This window comes from Ralstonia pickettii (genome assembly GCF_000607165.1).
Lineage (GTDB): Bacteria > Pseudomonadota > Gammaproteobacteria > Burkholderiales > Burkholderiaceae > Ralstonia > Ralstonia holmesii.
This window is the reverse complement of sequence record NZ_JFZG01000004.1, coordinates 348,332-370,535: the sequence shown is the minus strand read 5'-3', so window position 1 is coordinate 370,535 and position 22,204 is coordinate 348,332. Positions and strand designations below refer to the sequence as shown.

Here is a 22,204-nt window from a genome sequence, read left to right as displayed (position 1 = left end):
CTTGAATTTCCGTAACCGGGCCGAGACGGGAAAAACTCGCTTCGCTCAGACAGTTTCCCGTCTTGTTTCCGCCCGCTTACGAAAATTCAAGGCGCCATCAAGGGCAAGAACAGCAACGGCCAAACCGTCTGGGTGCATGGGCTGGCGATCAAGCCAGCTCTGGCACAAACAAAACAGGCTCCCGTTTTTATGCGGGAGCCTGTCTGTTTAGAGCACCTCGAACAGTCCGGCTGCGCCTTGGCCGCCGCCGATGCACATGGTCACGACCACGTACTTGACGCCGCGGCGCTTGCCTTCGATCAGCGCGTGGCCGACCAAGCGCGCGCCCGACACGCCGTACGGGTGGCCCACGGCGATGGCGCCGCCGTTGACGTTCAGGCGGTCCATCGGAATGCCCAGCTTGTCTGCGCAGTACAGCACCTGCACGGCAAACGCTTCGTTCAGTTCCCACAGGCCGATGTCTTCGACCTTCAGGCCGGCCTTCTTCAGCAGCTTGGGCACGGCAAACACCGGGCCGATACCCATTTCATCCGGCTCGCAACCTGCCACGGCAAAGCCGCGGAATACGCCCAGCGGCTGCAGGCCCTTGGCGGCAGCCACCTTGCCATTCATCACCACGGCAGCGGATGCGCCGTCGGAGAACTGGCTGGCGTTGCCAGCAGTGACCACGCCGCCCGGCACGGCGGAGCGAATTTTCGCCACGCCTTCAAGCGTGGTGTCGGGGCGAATCCCTTCGTCGGCAGAGATCGTGACTTCGCGGGTCATGAGCTGGCCGGTCTTGGCATCGGCCACGCCCATCACCGTCGTCATCGGGACGATTTCGTCGTTGAACTTGCCGGCAGCAGCAGCGGCGGCGGCGCGCTGCTGGCTTTGCACGCCGTACTCGTCCATGCGCTCCTTGGCGATGTTGTAGCGCTTGGCGACGTTCTCGGCGGTCTGGAGCATGTTCCAGTAGATTTCCGGCTTGTGCTTGTTGAGCCAGCCTTCGGTCATCATGTGGCGGTTCATCTCCTGCTGCACGCACGAGATGGATTCCACACCGCCAGCCACGAAGATGTCGCCTTCATCGGCAATCACGCGTTGCGCGGCCATGGCAATGGTCTGCAGGCCCGACGAGCAGAAGCGGTTGACGGTTGCGCCCGGCACGGTCACGGGGCAGCCGGCACGCAGGGCGATCTGGCGCGCAATGTTGGCGCCCGTTGCGCCTTCCGGGTTCGCGCACCCCATCAGGATGTCTTCCACTTCGCCCGGCTCGATCTTGGCGCGCTCGATGGCGTGCTGAACAGCGTGGCCGCCCAGCGTGGCGCCGTGCGTCATGTTGAAGGCGCCCTTCCAGCTCTTGGCCAGGCCGGTACGTGCGGTGGAAACGATGACTGCTTCGGTCATGGTGTTGCTCCTCGTATCTGGTGGCGGGCGCGGCTTGGGCAGCGCCCGATGTATTCCGTTATCCGTTCAAGACAAGGTGTTCAAAACGTCCGGCGACTGCAACCGCGCGATGCCCGCATCCATCATCTGCTGCCACGCCTGCGCGAGCGAGCCGTTCAGGTCGATCGCTCGGCACGCATCCTCGATGACAGCGACTTCCAGCCCCGCAGCACAGGCATCCAGCGCTGACCACGCCACGCAAAAATCCGTGGCCAGCCCAACGCAGAACACGCGCTTGATTTCAAGCTCGCGCAGGTAGCCGAGCAGGCCCGTCGGCGTCTTGCGATCCGCTTCAAAGAATGCGGAGTAGCTGTCGATGTGCGGGTGATAGCCCTTGCGAACCATCAACTGCGCATGCGGCACGTCCAGGTTGTCAGCCAGCGCGGCGCCGGCGCTGTGCTGCACGCAGTGCACCGGCCACAGCACCTGCTGACCGTAAGGCAGGTCGATCGTGCCGAACGGTTGCGTTCCTGCATGGTTGGCAGCGAACGACACGTGCTCGCGCGGGTGCCAGTCCTGCGTCAGCACCACACGCCCGAATGCCTGTGCGAGCCGGTTGACGACCGGAATGACCTGGTCGCCGTCTGGCACCGCCAGCGCACCGCCGGGCAGAAAGTCGTTCTGCACGTCGATGATCAGCAGGCAATCGGTGGGCGTGAATTGCATGGCGGTTGCTTAGTTGCTTAGTTGCTTAGTCGCTTAGTTGCTTGGTCGGTTAGCCGCGCATCAGCCGTTGAAGCCTTTGCCTTCGTCCGCCAGCTTCTGCAGCAGCGGCGCCGGCTTCCACGCTTCGCCGTGGTAGCCCTTGCTGTAGCGGTGCATGGCTTGCGCGACGTTGTACAGGCCGACGGTGTCTGCGTAGAGCATCGGGCCGCCGCGGAACAGCGGGAAGCCGTAGCCGGTCAGGTAGACCATGTCGATATCCGACGCCTTGGAGGCAATGCCCTCCTCCAGGATTTTTGCGCCTTCGTTGACCAGCGCGAATACCAGGCGCTCGACAATTTCTTCGTCCGAGATCTTGCGGCGCGTGATGCCCAGATCCTTCGAATGCTGGACGATCATGTCGTTGACCTGCTGGTTCGGGTACGGCTTGCGGTCGCCCGCCTTGTAGTCGTACCAGCCGCCACCGGTCTTCTGGCCAAAGCGGCCCATCTCGCACAGCAGATCGGCGGTCTTCGAATAGACGATGTCCGGCTTGTCCACGGCGCGGCGCTTGCGGATAGCCCAGCCGATGTCGTTGCCGGCCAGGTCACCCATGCGGAACGGGCCCATCGCAAAGCCGAACTTCTCGACGGCCTTGTCGACCTGCTCCGGCAGCGCACCTTCGTCGAGCAGATAGCCGGCCTGGCGGCTGTATTGCTCGATCATGCGGTTACCGATGAAGCCGTCGCACACGCCGGAGACGACCGCCGTCTTCTTGATGGCCTTGCCAAGCTTCATGACCGTGGCCAGCACGTCCTTGGCAGTCTCTTTGCCACGAACGACTTCCAGCAGTTTCATCACGTTGGCCGGGCTGAAAAAGTGCATGCCGACCACGTCTTGCGGACGCTTGGTGAAGCTGGCGATCTTGTCGACATCCAGCGTGGACGTGTTCGACGCCAGGATCGCGCCCTGCTTGACGACTTCGTCAAGCTTCTTGAACACGACTTCCTTGACGCCCATCTCTTCAAACACGGCCTCGATGACGAGGTCGGCGTCCTTGATGTCGTCGTAGGACAGCGTCGGGGTCAGCAGGGCCATGCGCTGCTCGACCTTCTCTTGCGTGAGCTTGCCTTTCTTGGCGCTGTTCTCGTAATTCTTGCGGATGGTGGCGACACCGCGGTCCAGTGCTTCCTGCTTGGTTTCCAGCATCGTGACCGGAATGCCTGCGTTCAGGAAGTTCATCGAGATACCGCCGCCCATCGTGCCGGCGCCGATCACCGCGACCTTCTCCACCTTGCGCACCGGCGTGTCTTCCGGCACATCGGGGATCTTGCTGGCAGCGCGTTCGCCAAAGAAAGCGTGGCGCAGCGCGCGCGATTCCGACGTATTCACCAGTTCGATGAACAAGTCGCGCTCAAACTTGATACCGTCGTCAAAGCGCTTTTCCACTGCGGCCTGCACGGCGTCGACGCACTTGCCCGGCGCCGGGAAATTCTTGGCAACCGCGGCCACGGTGTTGCGGGCAAATTGCAGGAAGCCTTGCGGGTTATCGTGCTCGACCTTGCGATCGCGCAGCTTGGGGAGCTTGCCTTCGGCTGCGGCCTTCAGTGCGAAATCGATGGCGCCCGACATCAGGTCGCCTTCAATCATCTGGTCGAACAGGCCGCTCTTGGCCAGCTTTTCCGACGGAATGGCGTTGCCGGACACAATCATGTTCAAGGCCGGTTCCAGGCCGATGGCGCGCGGCAGACGCTGCGTGCCGCCTGCGCCCGGCAGGATGCCCAGCTTCACTTCCGGCAGCGCGATCTGCGCGCCCGGTGCGGCCACACGATAGTGACAGCCCATCGCCAGTTCCAGCCCGCCGCCCATCGCCACCGAGTGAATGGCCGCCACGACCGGCTTGTTGCTCGACTCAACCGCCTTGATGACGGCGTGCAGCGTCGGCTCTTGCGTCGCCTTGGGCGTATTGAATTCGCGAATATCGGCGCCGCCCGAGAAGGCTTTGCCCGCACCGGTGATCACGATGGCCTTGACGTTGGCGTCATCGCCAGCTTTGACCATGCCTTCGACAATACCCAGGCGCGTGGAGTGGCCAAGGCCGTTGACGGGCGGGTTGCTGAGCGTGATGACGGCAACGCCGTCCTGGACCTTGTACTCCGCAGTCATGCTGGTTCCTTTGGTGATGCGAGGGCCGGCAGATCAGGCGCACCGTGCCTCGCGGTTGAACTGTCTCTCAACTATCGTTTTTTTAACGCGCGGTAAGGCCGCGACTCGACACAGAATACACAAAATAGCACGGTCGTTCAATTTTTATTTTTGCGCTGCACGGCGCCGTCTGGCGGGCGATGCAGCGTGCCCCGATGGGTTCAAACGCGTGTGCTGCAGCATGGATTTTTTGCCCGCTGCGTGACGGTTTTGATAGAGTCGCGCATTTCGTTCGCCGGACGCCCACCAGGCGCGGGAACGTCTCGTCACATTTCGTCGATTTGATTCGCGATCCGAGCAAAATCGACCACTCTGTATCCATGTCAGAACACGCTACCCCGTCTTCAGAGACGCCGGGCTTGCGCCGCACCTTGCGCGCGCGCCATCTCACCATGATCGCCATCGGCGGGTCGATCGGTACCGGGCTTTTCGTGGCCTCGGGTGCGTCGGTCTCGCAGGCGGGCCCCGGAGGCGCGCTCGCCGCCTATATCCTCATCGGGGCAATGGTCTATTTCCTGATGACCAGCCTGGGCGAGCTTGCTGCCTACATGCCCGTTTCCGGGTCCTTTGCCACCTACGGCGCGCTGTATGTGGACGAAGGCTTTGGCTTCGCACTCGGCTGGAACTATTGGTACAACTGGGCCGTGACGATTGCCGTTGAGCTGGCGGCCGCGCAGCTCGTCATGCATTACTGGTTTCCCGACGTGCCGGGCGTACTGTGGAGCGCTGTGTTCCTCGCCATCATGTTCCTGCTCAATGCCATCTCGGTGCGCGGCTTTGGCGAGGCAGAATACTGGTTCGCACTCATCAAGGTCGTCACCGTCATCTTCTTTATCGGCATTGGCCTGGCGATGATCTTCGGGATCATGAAGGGTGGTCCGCAATCGGGCCTGCAGAACCTGACGATGGGTGATGCGCCGTTCGTGGGCGGGCTGCCGGCGATGATCGGCGTAGCGATGATCGCGGGGTTCTCGTTCCAGGGGACGGAGCTGATTGGCGTGGCGGCCGGCGAATCGGCCGACCCGGCGCGCACCATTCCGCGTGCGGTCAAGCAGGTGTTCTGGCGGATCCTGCTGTTCTACGTGCTGGCGATCTTCATCATCGGCGTGCTCGTGCCGTACACCGACCCCAATCTGCTGTCGACGGAAGTGACGAACATTGGCGTGAGCCCCTTCACGCTCGTTTTCAAGCACGCAGGCCTGGCGTTTGCCGCGGGCCTGATGAATGCGGTGATCCTGACGGCGGTGCTGTCGGCGGGCAATTCAGGCATGTATGCGTCCACGCGGATGCTCTACAACCTGGCCACCGAGGGCCGCGCGCCGCGCATCTTTGCGCAACTCACCCAGAACGGTGTGCCGCGCAATGCGCTACTGGCCACGACCGCCGTCGGCGCGCTGTGCTTCCTGAGTTCGTTGTATGGCGACAAGACGGTCTACCTGTGGCTGCTGAATACCTCGGGCATGACCGGCTTCGTGGCATGGCTCGGCATTGCCATCAGTCACTATCGCTTCCGCAAGGGGCTCGTGGCGCAGGGGCATGATCCGGCGCAGTTGCCGTACCGCTCCAAGTTCTTCCCATATGGCCCGTTGTTCGCGTTTGGGTTGTGCCTGGTCATCACGCTCGGCCAGAACTACCAGGCGTTCACCACCGGCACCGTTGATTGGCCGGCGGTGATCGCCACGTACATCGGCATCCCGGTGTTCTTCCTGATCTGGATCGGCTACCGGCTGGTGCGTGGCGGCGGCATTGTCCGTTACCAGGACATGCACTTCCCGCGCCCGCCTGTGCTACGCGATTCGCTGGCCGGCCAAGACCCCGGCCCCGAATTGCCGACCGTCGCACACCGTACGCAGTAATCACCCCGCTCCGCCAGCCGTTTGCACAGCATCCGGCGGGCGTTTTCATTGGGCCGCCCACCCTGGCGCCTCCGGCTATGCACACATCCATCACCCCCACCGGGCTTGAGGCCCAATCCGAACTGCGCCGACGCCTGCGCGCGCGCCACCTGATGATGATCGCCCTTGGCGGCGCCATCGGCACGGGGCTGTTCGTCGCGTCCGGCGCATCCATTGCGCAGGCCGGGCCTGGCGGCGCGCTGCTGACCTACACGCTGATCGGCGTGATGGTCTATTGCCTGATGACGAGTCTTGGCGAGCTGGCAGTGCATCTGCCCGTCTCGGGCTCGTTCGTGACTTACAGCCGGTTGTACGTGGAAGAAGGCTTCGGCTTTGCGCTGGGGTGGAACTACTGGTTTGCGCTGGCCGTGTCCGTTGCTGTGGAACTGGCCGCCGCACAGCTGGTGATGAAGTACTGGTTCCCGGGCGTGTCGGGCATGGTGTGGAGCGCCGCATTCCTGCTGCTCATGTTTGGCCTCAACGCCTTCTCCGTGCGCGGCTTTGGTGAGGCGGAATACTGGTTTTCGATGATCAAGGTGGTGACGATCATCGTGTTCCTGCTGATCGGCCTGGCGATGATCCTCGGCATCATGCACGGCGGGCCGCAGTCGGGTTGGCAGAACTTCACCGTGGGTGAAGCGCCGTTCGTGGGCGGTGTGCCGGCCATGGTCGGTGTGGCGATGATTGCCGGGTTCTCGTTCCAGGGTGTCGAGACCATTGGCGTTGCCGCCGGCGAGGCAGAGAACCCCTCCCGCACCATCCCGCGCGCCATTCGCCAGACGTTCTGGCGCATCCTGCTGTTCTATGTGCTGGCGATCCTGATCATCGGCGTGCTGCTGCCGTACACCGATCCGAACCTGCTGCGCAATGAAGCGACAGACGTCGGCGTCAGCCCATTTGCGCTTGTGTTCCAGCATGCGGGCCTCGCGTTTGCCGCCGGGATGATGAATGCGGTGGTGCTGACCGCGCTGCTGTCGTCCGGCACGTCGAGCCTCTATGTGTCGACGCGGATTCTGTACGACCTGTCGCTCGAAGGTCAGGCGCCGCGCTGGTTTGCCAAGGTGTCGGCAAACGGCGTGCCGCACCGCGCGCTGCTGGCCACATCCGCCGTTGGCGCGCTGTGCTTCTTCAGTTCATTGTTTGGCGACCAGGTGGTCTACCTGTGGCTGCTGAATACATCTGCGGTAACGTGCTTCATCGCGTGGTTCGGCATTGCGCTGGCGCACTACCGGTTCCGCAAGGGGTTCACGAGCCAGGGGCATTCCGTGGAGCAACTGGCGTATCGGTCGCCGTTCTTCCCGTTCGGGCCGATCATGGTGGCGATCCTGTGCGTGGTGATCATTCTTGGGCAGAACACCAAAGCGCTGTTTGCACCCGTGGATAACTTTGGCGCCTTCATCGCAACGTACTGCGGTGTGATCCTGTTTGTGGCGATCTGGCTGGCTTACCGCTGGAAATTCAAGACGCGGTTCGTGAAGTACTCGGAGATGCAGTTCAGCGTGGAGCACCTGCAGCAAGCCGAAACCACCGCCGAAGCAACTGCGGCGGGCACGATCGCCAACTGACTGCAAGAAAAAAAGCCCGCACGGTTGTCCATGCGGGCCTTCTGTGCGCTGTGGTCCGACGTGTGGCGTTTAAACCTCCAACCACTCCTGCCGGACTTTCGCGTCCGCTTTCAACTGCTGGGGCGTTCCTTCAAACACAATCTGCCCGTGCCCCATCACATAGACGCGTTGTGAAATGTCCAGGGCAATGGCCAGCTTCTGCTCCACCAGCAGCACGGAAATCCCCCGCTCCTTGAGCGTCTTCAGGTACTCGCCCACGAGTGTCACGATCAGCGGCGCAAGACCTTCGGTCGGCTCGTCGATGATGATGAAATCGGGGTCGCCCATCAGCGTGCGGCACAGCGTCAGCATCTGCTGCTCGCCGCCCGACAGCACACCTGCAGCCGTGTTCTCACGCTCCTTCAGGCGCGGGAACATCTGGTACATGTCTTCGACCTGCCAGCGCGGCTTGGGCTGACTCGGGTTGCGTTTCTCGCCAAGCAGCAGGTTCTGCCGCACCGTCAGCGTGGGGAAGATGTCCCGGTTCTCGGGCACATAGCCGATACCCTTGTGCGCCACTTCAAAGGTTCGCAGGCCGCTCACGTTCTTGCCGCGCAGCAGGATTTCGCCTTCGTGCCGGACCATGCCCATGATGGACTTGGCCAGGGTCGAACGCCCCACCCCATTACGGCCGAGTAGCGCAACGATCTCGCCCTCGCCTACGTGCATGTCGACGCCGTGCAGGATGTGGCTCTTGCCGTAGTACGCGTGCAGGTCGCGCACCTCCAACATCGGAGTATTCGTTGCCATCAATGCGCTCCTGCAGGTTCGTCCAGCGTGGTGCCGAGGTAAGCCTCTTTCACGCGGCGGTTATTGCGAATGGCTTCGGGCGTATCGGTGGCGATCACTTCGCCATAGACGAGCACCGAGATGCGATCGGCCAGGCCAAACACCACACTCATGTCGTGCTCGACCATCACCAGCGTCTTGCCTACCGTGACCTTGCGGATGAGGTCCACCGCGTGATCCGATTCGGAACGGCTCATGCCGGCGGTTGGCTCATCCAGCAGGATCACGTCGGCACCGCCCGCGATGGTGACGCCGATTTCCAGCGCCCGCTGCTCGGCGTAGGTCAGCAAGCCTGCGGCGGCATCGCGCCGATGTGTCATGCCGATCTGCTCGAGCACTTCTTCAGCGCGCTCGCGTGCGTCACGCAGCTCGGCCAGCTTGTGCCAGAACGAATACTTGTAGCCGAGCGACCAGAGCACCGCGCAGCGCAGGTTCTCAAATACCGACAACCGATGAAAGATGTTGGTGATCTGGAAGCTGCGCGACAGGCCCTTGCGGTTGATCTCGAACGGCGCCAAGCCGCTGATCTCTTCTCCGTTCAGGCGCACGCTTCCTGAGCTGGCCGGAAAGCGGCCCGAGATCAGGTTGAACGTGGTCGATTTGCCGGCGCCGTTCGGGCCGATGAGCGCATGGCGCTCACCCTTGCCAATGGTGAGGTTGACCCCTCGAATGATTTCAGTTGCGCCAAAGCGCTTGCGAACATCGCGCAACTCGAGCGCTGCGGTCGGCCCAGATGTCGGTTGGCTCATGGTTGCGGCTCCTGCAATGCGTTGTCCCAAGCGGTGCGTAGCTTGCCAGCCGCAGCACGCAGACCGAAAGCGCCCACCAGCCACAGCACGGCGGTGACAATCCACGGCTTGAGGGTATTCGGTTCGACAGACAGGCCGAACAGCGTGGCCACACCACCCGAGGCGTCGTCCTGCACGGCGTAGATCATTTCCACGGTGGAGATCAACGCAATCAGCAGAATGACAGCCGGCACGATCGCCACGCCATAAGCCGGCAGCAGCGTCTTGAGCTTGCCGCGCCGAAGGATCGGCAGATGCATGACCAGAAGACTGGCGATGCCGCCCGGCGCGTACATGACCATCAGCACGAAGAACAGCCCCAGGTACAGCAGCCACGCCTTGGTGATGCCCGACAGCGCCACGGTAAAAAACACCGTGAGCACCGCGCCGATGATCGGCCCGAAGAAGCTGCCCATGCCGCCAATGAAGGCCGCCAGCAGCACCGAACCCGAGCGCACTGCCGACACGTTCTCGGCCGTCACGATCTCAAAGTTGATGCACGACAGCGCGCCGGCAATGCCCGCGAAGAACGCGGACAGGATCACCACCAGAAAGCGCACACGCTGCGTGTTGTAGCCGATGAACTCCACCCGCTCTGGGTTGTCGCGCACGGCGTTGGCGATGCGGCCCAGCGGCGTCTGCGTCCACGCATACATCAGCGCCATCGAAATCAGGCACCACGCGGCAATCAGGTAATACACCTGGCGCCCCGGCCCGAACGTCACGCCAAGCAGCGCGTCGCCAATGCTGCGGTTGGTGGAGACACCGCCCTCGCCGCCAAAGAAGTCCGGGAACATCAACGCGCTAGCAAACACCATCTCGCCGATACCCAGCGTGATCATGGCGAACGTCGTGCCGGCCTTCTTGGTGGTGACATAGCCGAAGATCACGCCGAACAGCGCGCCACCCAGGCCGCCTGCAATGGGCAATAGCGCAACGGCGAGCGGCCCGCCGATGCCCAGCGTCTGCATGGCGCCGATCTTGTTGAGCACGTGCACAGCCATGAAGGCGCCCAGGCCGGCGTACACCGCGTGCCCGAACGACAGCATGCCGGACTGGCCAAGCAGCATGTTGTACGAGAGCGCGAAGATGATCATGATGCCCATCTGCGAGAGCAGCGTGATGGCGAAACCCTGCGGCCAGATGAGCGGCAGCACGATCATCACCAGCGCGGTGGCGCCCCAGAGCAGCCAGCGGGCAAGATTGACCGGTTTGAATTTCATCGTCTGCGCTCGATCGTTGGCCGGCAGCGCGGCTTGTTGTTGCGCTTGTTGGTGCATGGTGCGTTCCATTTAGCTCTCCCGCGTACCCATCAGCCCGCGCGGGCGGAAGATCAGCATCAGCACCAGCAGCAGATATGGCAGCACCGGTGCGACTTGCGCAATCGTCAGGTTCCAGACGGAGATGAGCGGCACGTCCGGATTGAGCGTGACGCCGATCTTCTCCAGCACGCTCGTCACCGAAATATCCAGCGTGACGGCAAAGGTCTGGATGCAGCCGATCAGCAGCGACGCGATGAACGCGCCCACCAGAGACCCCATGCCGCCCACGACCGCCACCACGAAGACGATGGAGCCGACCGCCGCGGCCATCGATGGCTCGGTCACGAACGCATTGCCGCCAATCACGCCCGCCAGCCCCGCCAACGCACAGCCGCCGCCGAACACCAGCATGAACACGCGCGGCACGTTATGGCCCAGCGCTTCCACCATGTCCGGATGCGTGAGCGCGGCTTGAATGACAAGCCCGATACGTGTGCGCGTGAGCAGCAGGAAGATGCCCACCAGCATCAGCAGCGACACCAGCATCATGAAGGCGCGGTACTTCGGGAACGACGAGGTAAACAGCGTGAACAGCGGGCCGTCCAGTGCGTCCGGCACGCGGTACGCCACGGCGGGCAGGCCCCACACCAGCTTCACGCCTTCTTCAATCAGATAGGCCAGACCGAAGGTAAACAGCAGTTCGGCGACGTGGCCATAGCGGTGCACCGTGCGCAGCCCGTAGCGCTCGACCACGGCGCCAAGCGCACCAACGAGCAGCGGCGCCACGATCAGCGCGGCCCAGAAGCCCAGATAGCCGCTGACGACATAGGCGAAATACGCGCCCAGCATGTAGAAGCTGGCATGCGCAAAATTGAGAACGCCCATCATGCTGAAGATCAGCGTCAGGCCCGAAGACAACATGAACAGCAACAGCCCGTAGCTGATGCCGTTCAAGAGATTGATGACTAGAAATTCCACGCTGCAACCCTTCCAGCAGATTCGGCGGAGCATGGGACGCACGCATCAATGCGTGGCCCATGGACTCCGTTTAAAACATCGCCGCACGATAGCATCGGGCAGCCCTTCGGCACACCATCCGCGGCCTTACTGAGGACGCTTCATCTGGCAGGAGGTCGGCTGCGACGCGACGTACTGGTCGAGCACAGCGTCGGTCTTCCAGCCGTAGCCGGTGTTCTCCTGGTCGAACTTGACGTTCTTGCCGTTGATTTTTTCCCAGGTGGCGATGTAGAGCGGCTGCTGACCCTGGTGGTCAGACGCGCGCATCTCGAAGGTGCCGTTCAGGCTGTCGACCTTCATGCCTTCAAAGGCCTTGGCAACCTTGGCAGGCTCGACAGACTTGGTCTGCTTGATGGCCTTGGCCAGCATGGCGATACCGGTGTACGACGCCATCAGGTAGAAATCGTCGTTGTACTTCTTCTTGTAGCCCTCGACGATATCTGCACCCTTGTAACCGTCGTTGTTGACGTTCCAGTAGCCCACGTATTTCACGTGATCTGCGCCTGCGGAGCCCATCGCCGTCGGCACGCCCGTGGTCGAGGCGTAGTAGGTATAGAAGTTCGCGTTTAGGCCCGCGTCCTTGCCGGCCTTGATCAGCAGCGCCAGGTCGCTACCCCAGTTGCCGGTGATGACGGTATCGGCACCCGACGATTTGATCTTCGAGACGTACGGCGAGAAGTCCTTCACCTGCGCCAGCGGGTGCAGGTCTTCCCCCACGATCTCGATGTCCGGACGCTTGCGCTTGAGGTATTCCTTGGCCGCACGCGCTACCTGATGACCGAACGAATAGTTCTGGTTGATCAGGTAGACCTTCTTGACCTTCGGATCTTTCGCCAGGAAGCTGGTCAACGCTTCCATCTTCATGTCGGAGTTGGCGTCCAGGCGGAAGTGCCAGTAATTGCACTTGCTGTTCGTCATATCCGGGTCCACCGCAGCGTAGTTCAGGTAGACGATCTCCTTACCCGGATTACGTTCGTTGTACTTGGCCACGGCGTCTTCCAGCGCCATGCCGACGCTCGAGCCGTTGCCCTGCACGATGTAGTGGATGCCCTGATCGGCCACCTGCTTGAGCGCCGTCAGGCTTTCCTGCGGTGAGAGCTTGTTGTCAAAGCCCACCACTTCGAACTTCGTGCCGTCGCCGGCCCAGTTCTTCTGCGTGGCGAGATCGGCGATGTACTGCCAGCTGCGCAACTGGTTCTGGCCCAGCGCGCCCATCAGGCCGGACAACGGATCGATCCAGGCGATCTTCACGGTTTCGGCGGCGGACGATGCAGTGGGCAGGACTGCCCCACCGATTGCCGCAACACATGCAACAGCCACAACCAACGGACGGAACTTCGTCATGCGTGTCTCCTTCATGTGGTGGAGCCGCCGGCGAGTCACTCTCCGCGTGCCTCTGGTGGGCGTGCGGCTGCTTGCGTCTCCAGGTTGCAACGCGCCCGGGCTTCATCCCACTGCGTCGACGTGTCCGTCGCGCGGCGGCCGGCCCTGATCCGGTTGTCTTACGCCCGCCGTCCTCGTGCCGGGGTGACCCATGCACGGGCGGCGGTTTCTATATGTAGCTAAGCCTGTACTGCGGGAAACTGATAATCCTTGAACTGCTCGCGCAGTTTCAGCTTCTGCATCTTGCCGGTGGCCGTGAGCGGAATTTCGGTGACGAACACCACGTCATCCGGAATCCACCACTTGGCGACCTTGCCTTCGAAGAACTTGAGCATCTCCTCGCGCGTGAGTTCCACACCGGGCTTCTTCATCACCACCAACAGCGGGCGTTCGTCCCACTTCGGGTGATGGCACGCGATGCACGCGGCCATGTGCACGCCAGGGTGCGCAGCGGCCACGTTTTCCACATCGATGGACGAAATCCACTCGCCGCCGGACTTGATGACGTCCTTGCTGCGATCGGTGATCTGCATGTACCCGTCGACATCGATATTCGCCACGTCACCCGTCGGGAACCAGCCGTCGACCAGCGGCGACATGTCGTTGCGGTAGTAGCTCTGGATCGTCCACGGCCCGCGCACGTAGAGATCGCCGAAGGCCTTGCCGTCCCACGGCAGTTCTTGACCTTCAGCATCGACGATCTTCATTTCGACGCCGTAGATGGCGCGACCCTGGCGCTCGAGCACTTGCTGCTTGGCCTCATCGGGCAGGTCAGCATGCTTGCCCATCAGCTTGCACGTGGTGCCCAGCGGTGACATCTCGGTCATGCCCCACGCGTGAATGACCTCCACGTCCAGTTCCTTGAGCGTGCGGATCATGGCCGGCGGCGCAGCCGAACCGCCAATCACGGTCTTGCGGAACGTCGAGAATTTCAGCTTGTTGGCCTGCACGTGTTGCAGCAGGCCCAGCCACACGGTCGGCACGCCGGCAGAGAACGTCACCTTTTCCTGCTCGAACAGCTCATACAGCGAGGCGCCATCCAATTTCGGCCCCGGGAAGACCAGCTTGGCACCCACCAACGGCACCGAATACGGCAGCCCCCACGCATTGACGTGGAACATCGGCACCACCGGCAGGATCACGTCCTGCGCCGAGCACCCAAGGGCATCCGGCAAGGCTGACGCATACGAATGCAGCACCGTGGATCGATGCGAATACAACGCGCCTTTCGGGTTGCCCGTGGTGCCCGAGGTGTAGCACAGGCCGGCTGCGGTGTTCTCGTCGAACTGCGGCCAGGTGTAGTCGGCGCTCTGCGCGTCCAGGAGCTCTTCATAGCAGAGCATCGGCACGCTGGAGGTGGGCATGTGCGCGCGATCAGTCATCGCCACCCAGCCCTTCACGTTCGGGCAATGCGGTGCGATGCCCTCGATGAGCGGCACGAACGTCAGGTCGAAGAAGACGTACTGGTCGTCAGCGTGATTGACGATGTAGGCGATCTGGTCGGGAAATAGCCGCGGGTTGATGGTGTGGCACACCGAGCCCGAGCCAGACACGCCGTAATAGATTTCAAGGTGGCGATAGCCGTTCCAGGCCAGCGTACCGACACGCTCGCCGGGCTGCACACCGAGTGCGGCCAGCGCATTTGCCAGTTGCTTGGAGCGGTCTCGCACTTGCCGGTACGTGGTGCGATGGATATCGCCCTCGACGCGGCGCGACACGACTTCAGTCGAACCGGAATTGCGCGCTGCATGTTCGATGATGGTCGAGATGAGCAAAGGGGCGCTCATCATTTGTCCCATCAGGGCCATGGTGTCTCCTAGAAAAAACTGAACAACCGTTCTATTTTTTGGCCGATTGTTCCCGTGATCGCCAAGCACGTCAACGGGATATTGTTGTGCGCTGCCACATCGGCCCCCATGTTTACCCGGCCATCTGAAAAACCGTGCGAATCGTTGTGGTGCAAGGGTTCGCAGGCTGCAGCTTTCTTTACTCGCAAGTACAATACGCGATAGCGTTGCTGCGTCTCAACATGGCGTTTTCCCCTACGTAAAGCGTATTTTGCTGCGCTGCAAAGCGCACAACGTTTGAAGGTTCGGCACTGTTTTTGCGCCGTTTCCTGTGCTATCGGCCGCCTGCCCTACCGCCCCACCCTATGACTGCCTCCCCTGCCGCCTTGCCTGACGATTCCCTTGCGAGCCCTTTCGACTGGCCTGGCCGTCCCACCGTCGCCCCCGGTTTTTCCGCGCTGGGCGAACGCTTTCTGACACGCCTGCCGCCGATGCCCATGCCTTCCGGACCGATTGGCGAACCTTATCTGGTTGGGTTTTCGCCAGACGCCGCGGCGTCGCTCGGCATCACGCGCGCCGAACTTGACACCCCCGCCGGGCTGGCCGTCTTTACCGGTAACGCCGTCGCCCCCTGGAGCGACCCGCTCGCCACCGTCTATTCGGGCCACCAGTTCGGCGTGTGGGCCGGTCAGTTGGGCGATGGACGCGCGCTGTTGCTGGCCGAACTGCAGACCACCGAAGGCCCCTGCGAAGTCCAGCTCAAAGGCGCCGGCCGTACGCCGTATTCGCGCATGGGTGACGGCCGGGCGGTACTGCGATCGTCCATCCGCGAATTTTTGTGCTCGGAAGCCATGGCGGGCCTCGGCATTCCAACCACGCGCGCCCTGTGCGTGACCGGCGCTGACGCCCCCGTCCGTCGCGAAGAGATCGAAACCGCCGCTGTTGTCACACGCCTCGCGCCGTCGTTTGTGCGCTTTGGCCACTTCGAGCACTTTGCGGCCAGCGAACAACTGCCGCAGCTTCGCGCACTCGCCGATTACGTCATCGACCGCTTCTACCCCGCCTCCCGCAGCGAGCCGCAACCGTATCTCGCCCTGCTGCGCGAACTTGCCCGCCGCACCGCTGAACTGATGGCCGACTGGCAAGCCGTTGGCTTCTGCCATGGCGTGATGAACACCGACAACATGTCGATCCTCGGCCTCACGCTCGACTACGGCCCGTTCGGCTTCCTGGATGGCTTCGACGCCAACCACATCTGCAACCACTCCGACACCGGCGGCCGTTACGCCTACGCCCAGCAGCCGCAAATTGGCTACTGGAACCTGTTCTGCCTTGCGCAGGCGTTGCTGCCTTTGTTCGGCGAAGATCCTGACGTTTTCATCAACTTGAGCGACGAAGCACAGGCTCAACCCGCCATCGACGCCGCGCAAAACGTCCTGCTGACCTACCGCGACGTCTACGGCGCAGCCTTCTACGCACGTTATCGCGCGAAGCTGGGCCTCTCCACCGCGCAGGACGAAGACGAAACCCTGTTCGGTGACCTGTTCAAACTGCTGCACACACAGCGCACCGATTACACGCTGTTCTTCCGCCACCTTGCCGAGGTGCGCCGCGACGACACGCCCGCCGCGGCAGAAGCGCGCACCGTGCGCAATTTCTTCTTCGATCGCGCAGCCGCAGACGTGTGGCTTGCCGCCTATCGCCAGCGCATGCAAGCCGAACCGCAATCCGACGACGAGCGCGCCGCTGCTATGCACCGCGTCAACCCGAAATACGTGCTGCGCAACCACCTGGCTGAAATCGCCATCCGCCGCGCCAAGGAAAAGGATTTCTCCGAAGTCGAAAACCTGCGTGCCGTGCTGGCCCGCCCGTTCGACGATCACCCCGGCTTCGAGCATTACGCCCAGCCCGCACCCGATTGGGCATCGTCGTTGGAAGTGAGCTGCTCGTCGTGATCCGGTATGCCGACATGCGGGCAAGCGTGATGCGCCGGAACTGACACCGTGCTCTAATCCGCGCCTGTCAGGATTGCCGCAGCAGCACGACAAACAACGTCAGCCGCCCGATTGCTTCCGTCCGGCGGCTGCCGAATCCAACAAGGAATCTCATCACCATGACCGTCACGAAATCCGACGCCGAATGGCGCGACCAACTCTCCGACATCGAATACCGCGTCACCCGCGAAGCCGCCACCGAGCGCCCCTTCACGGGCAAGTATTGGGACCACTGGGATCGCGGCGTCTACAGCTGCGTCTGCTGCGGCACGCCACTGTTTGAATCGTCGACCAAGTTTGATGCGGGCTGCGGCTGGCCGAGCTATTTCCAGCCCATCAACGGCGAGGTGATCGCCGAGAAAACCGACCGCTCGCACGGCATGCTGCGCATTGAAGTGCAGTGCAAGAACTGCGGCGCGCACCTCGGCCACGTGTTCGAAGATGGCCCCGCACCGACCGGTCTGCGGTATTGCATCAACTCGGCTGCGCTAAAATTCGGCGATTGATCTTCCGCACCTGCCCACCTAAGCGCGTTCCCGCATGAAATTCCTGTTCGATCTGTTCCCGGTCATCCTGTTCTTTGCTGCCTTCAAGGTGGCCGGTATTTATGTGGCGACCACCGTCGCGATGGTCGCCACCGTGCTGCAGATCGCCTGGGTGTGGTTCAAGCACCGCAAGGTCGACGCCATGCAGTGGCTGTCGCTGCTCATCATCGGCGTGTTCGGCGGCGCGACGCTCATCTTCCACAACGAAACCTTCATCAAGTGGAAGCCGACGGTGCTGTACTGGCTGTTTGGCGTTGTGCTGCTGGGCAGCGTGGTGTTCGTTCGCAAGAACCTCATCCGCGCCATGATGGAGCAGCAGGTGTCGCTGCCCGAGCCGATGTGGGGCCGCCTGAACCTCGTGTGGGCCGTGTTCTTCCTCGCCATGGGCTGCCTGAACCTCTACGTGGCCTACAACTTCGACACCGACGTGTGGGTCAACTTCAAGCTGTTCGGATCGATGGGGCTGATGGTGGTCTTCATCCTCGTGCAAAGTGTCTGGCTTGCGCGCCACATGCAGGAGCGCCCTGCCAACGCGGCCAACGACGCCAACATCGGAGACGACCGCTGATGGCCGCCGATCCGCGTGAAATCGAACGCCTCCTGCGCGAGGCGTTCGAGCCCGTCCACCTCGCCGTGGAAGACGACAGTGCCAAGCACGCCGGACACGCCGGCGCGGCTTCCGGCGGCGGGCATTACAACGTCGAAATCGTCAGCGCGGCCTTTGCCGGCAAGAACCGTTTGGCGCGTCATCGCATGGTGTATGATGCGCTGCACACGCTGTGGCCAGCGGCAATCCATGCGCTGGCGATCCGCGCGGTCACTCCCGAAGAAAACACGTAAGCGCATTCCACGCTCACTCGTCCTTCCCTCGAACGCAATCCCATGAAGATTTCCAGCCTCACTGCCAGCCTGCTGGCTGTTGCCTTTGCTGCGACCGTTGCTCCCGCCATGGCGCAAAATGCCGCGGTGGTCAACGGCAAAGCCATCCCGAGCGCCAAGGTGGACGCGCTGATCAAGAAGTCGGGCCAGCCCGAATCGCCCGAGCTGCGTGCCAAGGCCCGCGACATGCTGGTCGACCGTGAACTGATCGAGCAGGACGCCGCCAAGCGCGGTCTGCTGGAGCGCGACGACATTCAGGAACAGCTGGCATCGGCCCGCCTGAACGTGCTCGTGGCCGCCGAGTTTGAGGACTACGTCAAGAACAGCCCCGCCACCGAAGACGAGCTGCACAAGCAGTACGACAAGATCAAGGCGCAGTTCGGCAACGGCAAGGAATACCACGCCCACCACATCCTGGTGGACAAGGAAGCCGACGCAAAGGCCATCATCGCCAAGCTGAAGGCCGGTGCCAAGTTTGAAGACATCGCCAAGGCGCAATCGAAGGACAAGGGATCGGGCGCCAACGGCGGCGATCTGGACTGGGCGAACCCGGGCACCTACGTGCCGGAATTCTCGGCAGCTCTTACCGGCCTGAAGAAGGGCCAGATCACGCAGACGCCGGTCAAGACGCAATTCGGCTGGCACGTGATCCGTCTGGACGACACGCGCGACGCGAAGATCCCGTCGTACGAAGACGTCAAGCCGCAACTGCTTGAGATGATGATGGGCGACCAGAACTGGCAACGCAGCAAGTTCCAGGCGATGCTGAAAGACCTGCGCGAAAAAGCGAAGATCCAGTAAGCAGCAGCCCGTTGGGGCAGTGAAAAAAGGGGCCTCGTGCCCCTTTTTGACTTGATGGCCGCGTTGCATCGCACGCAACCGGAATCCCCCTCCTGCACCCCCAAGTTCTTTTGAAGTGTTTGCTGAAAAGCATTGCGATTTGTCCCATAATGTGCGCCCACGTGCGCCGGCATTGCACTGCTTCGGTGCACTCAAGAATCAAGAGAGTCTGAAAAACCAACCACGCCGGCACGGGCATATCCCGCTCGCCGCCAGAGCGAAACCACCCAAAAGGAAACAGGAGATCCTTATGTCCACGTTCAAGCACGCCTTCCGCATTGCCGCGCTCGCTGCCATTCCGATGGCTCTGCTGCAAGCCGCACCTGCGCTGGCCCAGGCCACGAAGTCGGTTGAAGTGCTCGCCATCGTTGAGCACCCGGCGCTCGATGCCATCCGCGACGGCGCCAAGGAACAACTCAAGGCCGAAGGCTTTGACGCAGGCAAGAACCTGAAGTGGGAATACCAGAGCGCACAAGGCAGCACGGCCACCGCCGCGCAGATCGCCCGCAAGTTCATCGGCGACAAGCCGGACGCCATCATCGCCATCGCTACCCCGTCGGCGCAGGCGGTCGTGGCTGCCACCAAGTCGATCCCCGTCGTGTATTCAGGCGTGACCGATCCGGTGGCCGCACAACTGGTCAAGAGCTGGGCGCCGACCGGCACCAACGTGACCGGCGTGTCTGACAAGCTGCCGCTGGACAAGCAGATCGCCCTGATCAAGCGTGTGGTGCCGAATGCCAAGCGTATCGGCATGGTCTACAACCCGGGTGAAGCGAACTCGGTCGTGGTCGTGACTGAGCTGAAGAAACTGCTGTCGGCGCAAGGCATGACGCTGGTCGAATCGGCTGCGCCGCGCACCGTGGACATCGCCCCGGCCGCCAAGAACCTGATCGGCAAGGTCGACGTGATCTACACGAACACCGACAACAACGTGGTGTCGGCATACGAATCGCTGGTGAAGGTGGCCAACGAAGCGAAGATTCCGCTGGTGGCTGGCGACACTGATAGCGTGAAGCGTGGCGCCATCGCCGCCCTGGGCATCAACTACTACAAGCTGGGCCAGCAGACCGGCAAGGTCGTCGCCCGCATCCTGAAGGGTGAGAAGCCCGGCGCCATCGCCTCGGCCGGCAGCACCGACCTGGAGCTGTTCGTGAACGAAGGCGCGGCCAAGAAGCAAGGCGCGACCCTGTCGGCGGACCTGCTGAAGGACGCCAAGGAAGTCATCAAGTAACTCGCAAGGCGCCGGGTCGGCCTCCGCCTGACGGAGCCGGCCTGGCGCGGGTCTGGCTGCCCGCGCCGCAACGTGGCTATCCGCCGCATAATGGCCGGGCGCTTACGCTGCTACCCACAAGCGTCCCGTTCATTGCACACAGGCCGGTGCCCAATCACCGCGCCCTACTCCGTCATGTCACTGTTTTCATTGCTCGGCGCCCTGGAGATCGGTCTGATCTTCAGTCTCGTGGCGCTCGGGGTGCTGATCTCCTTCCGCATCCTCAACTTCCCCGACCTCACTGTCGACGGCAGCTTCCCGATGGGCGGCGCTGTGGCTGCCACGCTCATCGCCGGCGGACACGATCCGTTCGTGTCGACGCTGGGTGGCACCCTGGCCGGTGCCGCTGCAGGCTTCGTCACGGGCTGGCTCAACGTGCGCCTGAAAATCATGGATCTGCTCGCCAGTATCCTGATGATGATCGCGCTGTACTCGGTCAACCTGCGCATCATGGGCAAGCCCAATGTGCCGCTCATCTCCGAGCCGACCGTCTTCTCGCTGCTGCAGCCGGACTGGATGCCCGACTACGTGTTCCGCCCGGTGCTGCTGGGTGTGGTCGTGGTGGTCGTCAAGCTGCTGGTGGACTGGTTCTTCTCCACGCAGATCGGCCTGTCGCTGCGCGCCACGGGCGCCAACCCGCGCATGGCCCGCGCCCAGGGCATCGCCACCGGCGCAGCCACGCTGGCCGGCATGGCGCTGTCCAACGCACTGGTGGCCCTCGCTGGCGCGCTGTACGCGCAAACGCAGGGCGGCGCCGATGTGTCGATGGGGATCGGTACCATCGTCATCGGCCTGGCCGCCGTCATCATCGGCGAGACCGTGCTGCCGGCACGCCGCCTGGTGCTGACCACGCTGGCCGTGGTGGTCGGCGCGATCCTGTATCGCTTCTTCATCGCCCTGGCGCTCAACAGCGATTTCATCGGTCTGCAGGCACAGGATCTGAATATGGTGACCGCTGCGCTGGTGGTGATCGCCCTCGTGCTGCCCGGCATGCGTCGCAAGGTGTTCGGCAAGCTGGCCAAGACCGGTACCAAGGGGAACTGACATGCTGAGCGCACAAGGACTCACCCTCACCTTCAACCCAGGCACGCCCATCGAGATGCGCGCGCTGCGCGGCCTGTCGCTGGAGATCCCCTCGGGCCAGTTCGTGGCCGTGATCGGCTCGAACGGCGCCGGCAAGTCGACGTTCCTGAACTCCATCAGCGGTGACTACATCGTCGATTCGGGCAGCATCACCATCGACGGCGAAGACGTCACGCGCAAGACCGCGTGGCAACGCGCCGACAAGGTCGCCCGCGTGTTCCAGGACCCGATGGCCGGCACCTGCGAAAACCTGACCATCGAAGAGAACATGTCGCTGGCCATGTGCCGCGGCCAGCGTCGTGGTTTCCAGTTCGCGACCAACCGCAAGTGGCGCGAGATCTTCCGCGAGCAACTGCGCCGGCTGGACTTGGGCCTCGAAAACCGGCTGACCGATCGCATTGGCCTGCTCTCCGGCGGCCAGCGCCAGGCCGTGAGCCTGCTGATGGCGTCGCTACAGCCGTCGCGCATCCTGCTGCTGGACGAGCACACCGCCGCGCTGGACCCGAAAACGGCCGCCTTCGTGCTGGAGCTGACCGCCAAGATCGTCTCGGAAAGCAAGCTCACGACGATGATGGTGACGCACTCCATGCGCCAGGCGCTGGACTACGGCGATCGCACGGTGATGCTGCATCAGGGCAACGTGATCCTCGACGTGCAAGGCGAGGAACGCCGAGGCCTGGACGTGCCGCATCTGCTGCAGAAGTTCGAGGAAACACGCGGCGCCAAGGTGGATGACGATGCGTTGTTGCTAGGCTGAACCAAACGCTGCTTTTCAACGCGCCAGAGAAACGGGCAC

19 protein-coding genes are annotated in these 22,204 nt (G+C 62.6%); 10 read left to right on the top strand and 9 right to left on the bottom strand.

Features of this window, described 5'->3' with window-relative positions; genetic code table 11:
* Positions 1 to 207: 207 nt before the first annotated feature.
* The 3 genes from BG83_RS0104775 to BG83_RS0104765 all read right to left on the bottom strand — a co-directional run bounded on the left by BG83_RS0104775 (position 208) and on the right by BG83_RS0104765 (position 4,233).
* The gene (locus tag BG83_RS0104775) at positions 208 to 1,386 is read right to left on the bottom strand and encodes an acetyl-CoA C-acyltransferase (RefSeq protein ID WP_024975645.1); all 1,179 of its coding nucleotides are present in this window, start codon (positions 1,384 to 1,386) and stop codon (positions 208 to 210) included.
* Between the two features lie 66 nt (positions 1,387 to 1,452).
* Positions 1,453 to 2,091 carry a bifunctional nicotinamidase/pyrazinamidase gene (gene pncA, locus BG83_RS0104770; RefSeq protein ID WP_024975644.1) on the bottom strand — a complete coding sequence of 213 codons (639 nt, stop codon included), beginning with the start codon at positions 2,089 to 2,091 and terminating at the stop codon, positions 1,453 to 1,455.
* 60 nt (positions 2,092 to 2,151) lie between these two features.
* Positions 2,152 to 4,233, bottom strand: coding sequence for a 3-hydroxyacyl-CoA dehydrogenase NAD-binding domain-containing protein (locus BG83_RS0104765; protein ID WP_024975643.1), 2,082 nt, complete (start codon positions 4,231 to 4,233; stop codon positions 2,152 to 2,154).
* 359 nt (positions 4,234 to 4,592) lie between these two features.
* Between BG83_RS0104765 and BG83_RS0104760 the strand changes: the two genes are divergently transcribed.
* Both BG83_RS0104760 and BG83_RS0104755 read left to right on the top strand, forming a co-directional pair.
* Positions 4,593 to 6,128, top strand: a complete 1,536-nt coding sequence (locus BG83_RS0104760) for an amino acid permease (protein ID WP_024975642.1) — start codon at positions 4,593 to 4,595, stop codon at positions 6,126 to 6,128.
* A 77-nt stretch (positions 6,129 to 6,205) separates the two neighbouring features.
* Positions 6,206 to 7,732: an amino acid permease gene (locus tag BG83_RS0104755; RefSeq protein ID WP_024975641.1), complete on the top strand. Its 1,527-nt coding sequence runs from the start codon at positions 6,206 to 6,208 to the stop codon at positions 7,730 to 7,732.
* A 69-nt stretch (positions 7,733 to 7,801) separates the two neighbouring features.
* Here BG83_RS0104755 and BG83_RS0104750 read toward each other — a convergent pair whose 3' ends face one another.
* The 6 genes from BG83_RS0104750 to BG83_RS0104725 all read right to left on the bottom strand — a co-directional run bounded on the left by BG83_RS0104750 (position 7,802) and on the right by BG83_RS0104725 (position 14,818).
* Positions 7,802 to 8,521 (bottom strand): ABC transporter ATP-binding protein, encoded by a 720-nt coding sequence (locus BG83_RS0104750; protein WP_024975640.1) that lies wholly within the window; start codon positions 8,519 to 8,521, stop codon positions 7,802 to 7,804.
* The gene (locus tag BG83_RS0104745; protein ID WP_024975639.1) at positions 8,521 to 9,309 is read right to left on the bottom strand and encodes an ABC transporter ATP-binding protein; all 789 of its coding nucleotides are present in this window, start codon (positions 9,307 to 9,309) and stop codon (positions 8,521 to 8,523) included. The genes BG83_RS0104750 and BG83_RS0104745 overlap by 1 nt, the downstream gene beginning before the upstream one ends.
* Positions 9,306 to 10,640, bottom strand: coding sequence for a branched-chain amino acid ABC transporter permease (locus BG83_RS0104740; protein ID WP_024975638.1), 1,335 nt, complete (start codon positions 10,638 to 10,640; stop codon positions 9,306 to 9,308). The genes BG83_RS0104745 and BG83_RS0104740 overlap by 4 nt, the downstream gene beginning before the upstream one ends.
* Complete coding sequence (locus BG83_RS0104735) at positions 10,641 to 11,588, bottom strand: branched-chain amino acid ABC transporter permease (protein ID WP_024975637.1); 948 nt, start codon at positions 11,586 to 11,588, stop codon at positions 10,641 to 10,643.
* 126 nt (positions 11,589 to 11,714) lie between these two features.
* Positions 11,715 to 12,971: a branched-chain amino acid ABC transporter substrate-binding protein gene (locus BG83_RS0104730; RefSeq protein ID WP_024975636.1), complete on the bottom strand. Its 1,257-nt coding sequence runs from the start codon at positions 12,969 to 12,971 to the stop codon at positions 11,715 to 11,717.
* Between the two features lie 218 nt (positions 12,972 to 13,189).
* Positions 13,190 to 14,818, bottom strand: a complete 1,629-nt coding sequence (locus BG83_RS0104725; protein WP_024975635.1) for a 3-(methylthio)propionyl-CoA ligase — start codon at positions 14,816 to 14,818, stop codon at positions 13,190 to 13,192.
* A gap of 344 nt (positions 14,819 to 15,162) precedes the next feature.
* Here BG83_RS0104725 and BG83_RS0104720 point away from each other — a divergent pair, with 344 nt between their 5' ends.
* The 8 genes from BG83_RS0104720 (at position 15,163) to BG83_RS0104685 (ending at position 22,165) form a co-directional block, all read left to right on the top strand.
* Complete coding sequence (locus BG83_RS0104720) at positions 15,163 to 16,752, top strand: protein adenylyltransferase SelO (RefSeq protein ID WP_024975634.1); 1,590 nt, start codon at positions 15,163 to 15,165, stop codon at positions 16,750 to 16,752.
* Positions 16,753 to 16,910: 158 nt separating this feature from the next.
* Positions 16,911 to 17,297, top strand: a complete 387-nt coding sequence (gene msrB, locus BG83_RS0104715) for a peptide-methionine (R)-S-oxide reductase MsrB (RefSeq protein WP_024975633.1) — start codon at positions 16,911 to 16,913, stop codon at positions 17,295 to 17,297.
* A gap of 34 nt (positions 17,298 to 17,331) precedes the next feature.
* Positions 17,332 to 17,904, top strand: a complete 573-nt coding sequence (locus BG83_RS0104710) for a septation protein A (protein ID WP_024975632.1) — start codon at positions 17,332 to 17,334, stop codon at positions 17,902 to 17,904.
* Complete coding sequence (locus tag BG83_RS0104705; RefSeq protein ID WP_024975631.1) at positions 17,904 to 18,176, top strand: BolA family protein; 273 nt, start codon at positions 17,904 to 17,906, stop codon at positions 18,174 to 18,176. Before BG83_RS0104710 ends, BG83_RS0104705 begins: the two co-directional genes overlap by 1 nt.
* A gap of 42 nt (positions 18,177 to 18,218) precedes the next feature.
* Positions 18,219 to 19,016 (top strand): peptidylprolyl isomerase, encoded by a 798-nt coding sequence (locus BG83_RS0104700; protein ID WP_024975630.1) that lies wholly within the window; start codon positions 18,219 to 18,221, stop codon positions 19,014 to 19,016.
* A gap of 289 nt (positions 19,017 to 19,305) precedes the next feature.
* Positions 19,306 to 20,286 carry an ABC transporter substrate-binding protein gene (locus BG83_RS0104695; RefSeq protein WP_024975629.1) on the top strand — a complete coding sequence of 327 codons (981 nt, stop codon included), beginning with the start codon at positions 19,306 to 19,308 and terminating at the stop codon, positions 20,284 to 20,286.
* 174 nt (positions 20,287 to 20,460) lie between these two features.
* Positions 20,461 to 21,369, top strand: a complete 909-nt coding sequence (locus BG83_RS0104690; protein WP_024975628.1) for an ABC transporter permease — start codon at positions 20,461 to 20,463, stop codon at positions 21,367 to 21,369.
* Position 21,370: 1 nt separating this feature from the next.
* A complete protein-coding gene (locus BG83_RS0104685) occupies positions 21,371 to 22,165 on the top strand; it encodes an ABC transporter ATP-binding protein (RefSeq protein WP_024975627.1) in 795 nt (264 codons plus the stop codon).
* Positions 22,166 to 22,204 lie beyond the last annotated feature (39 nt).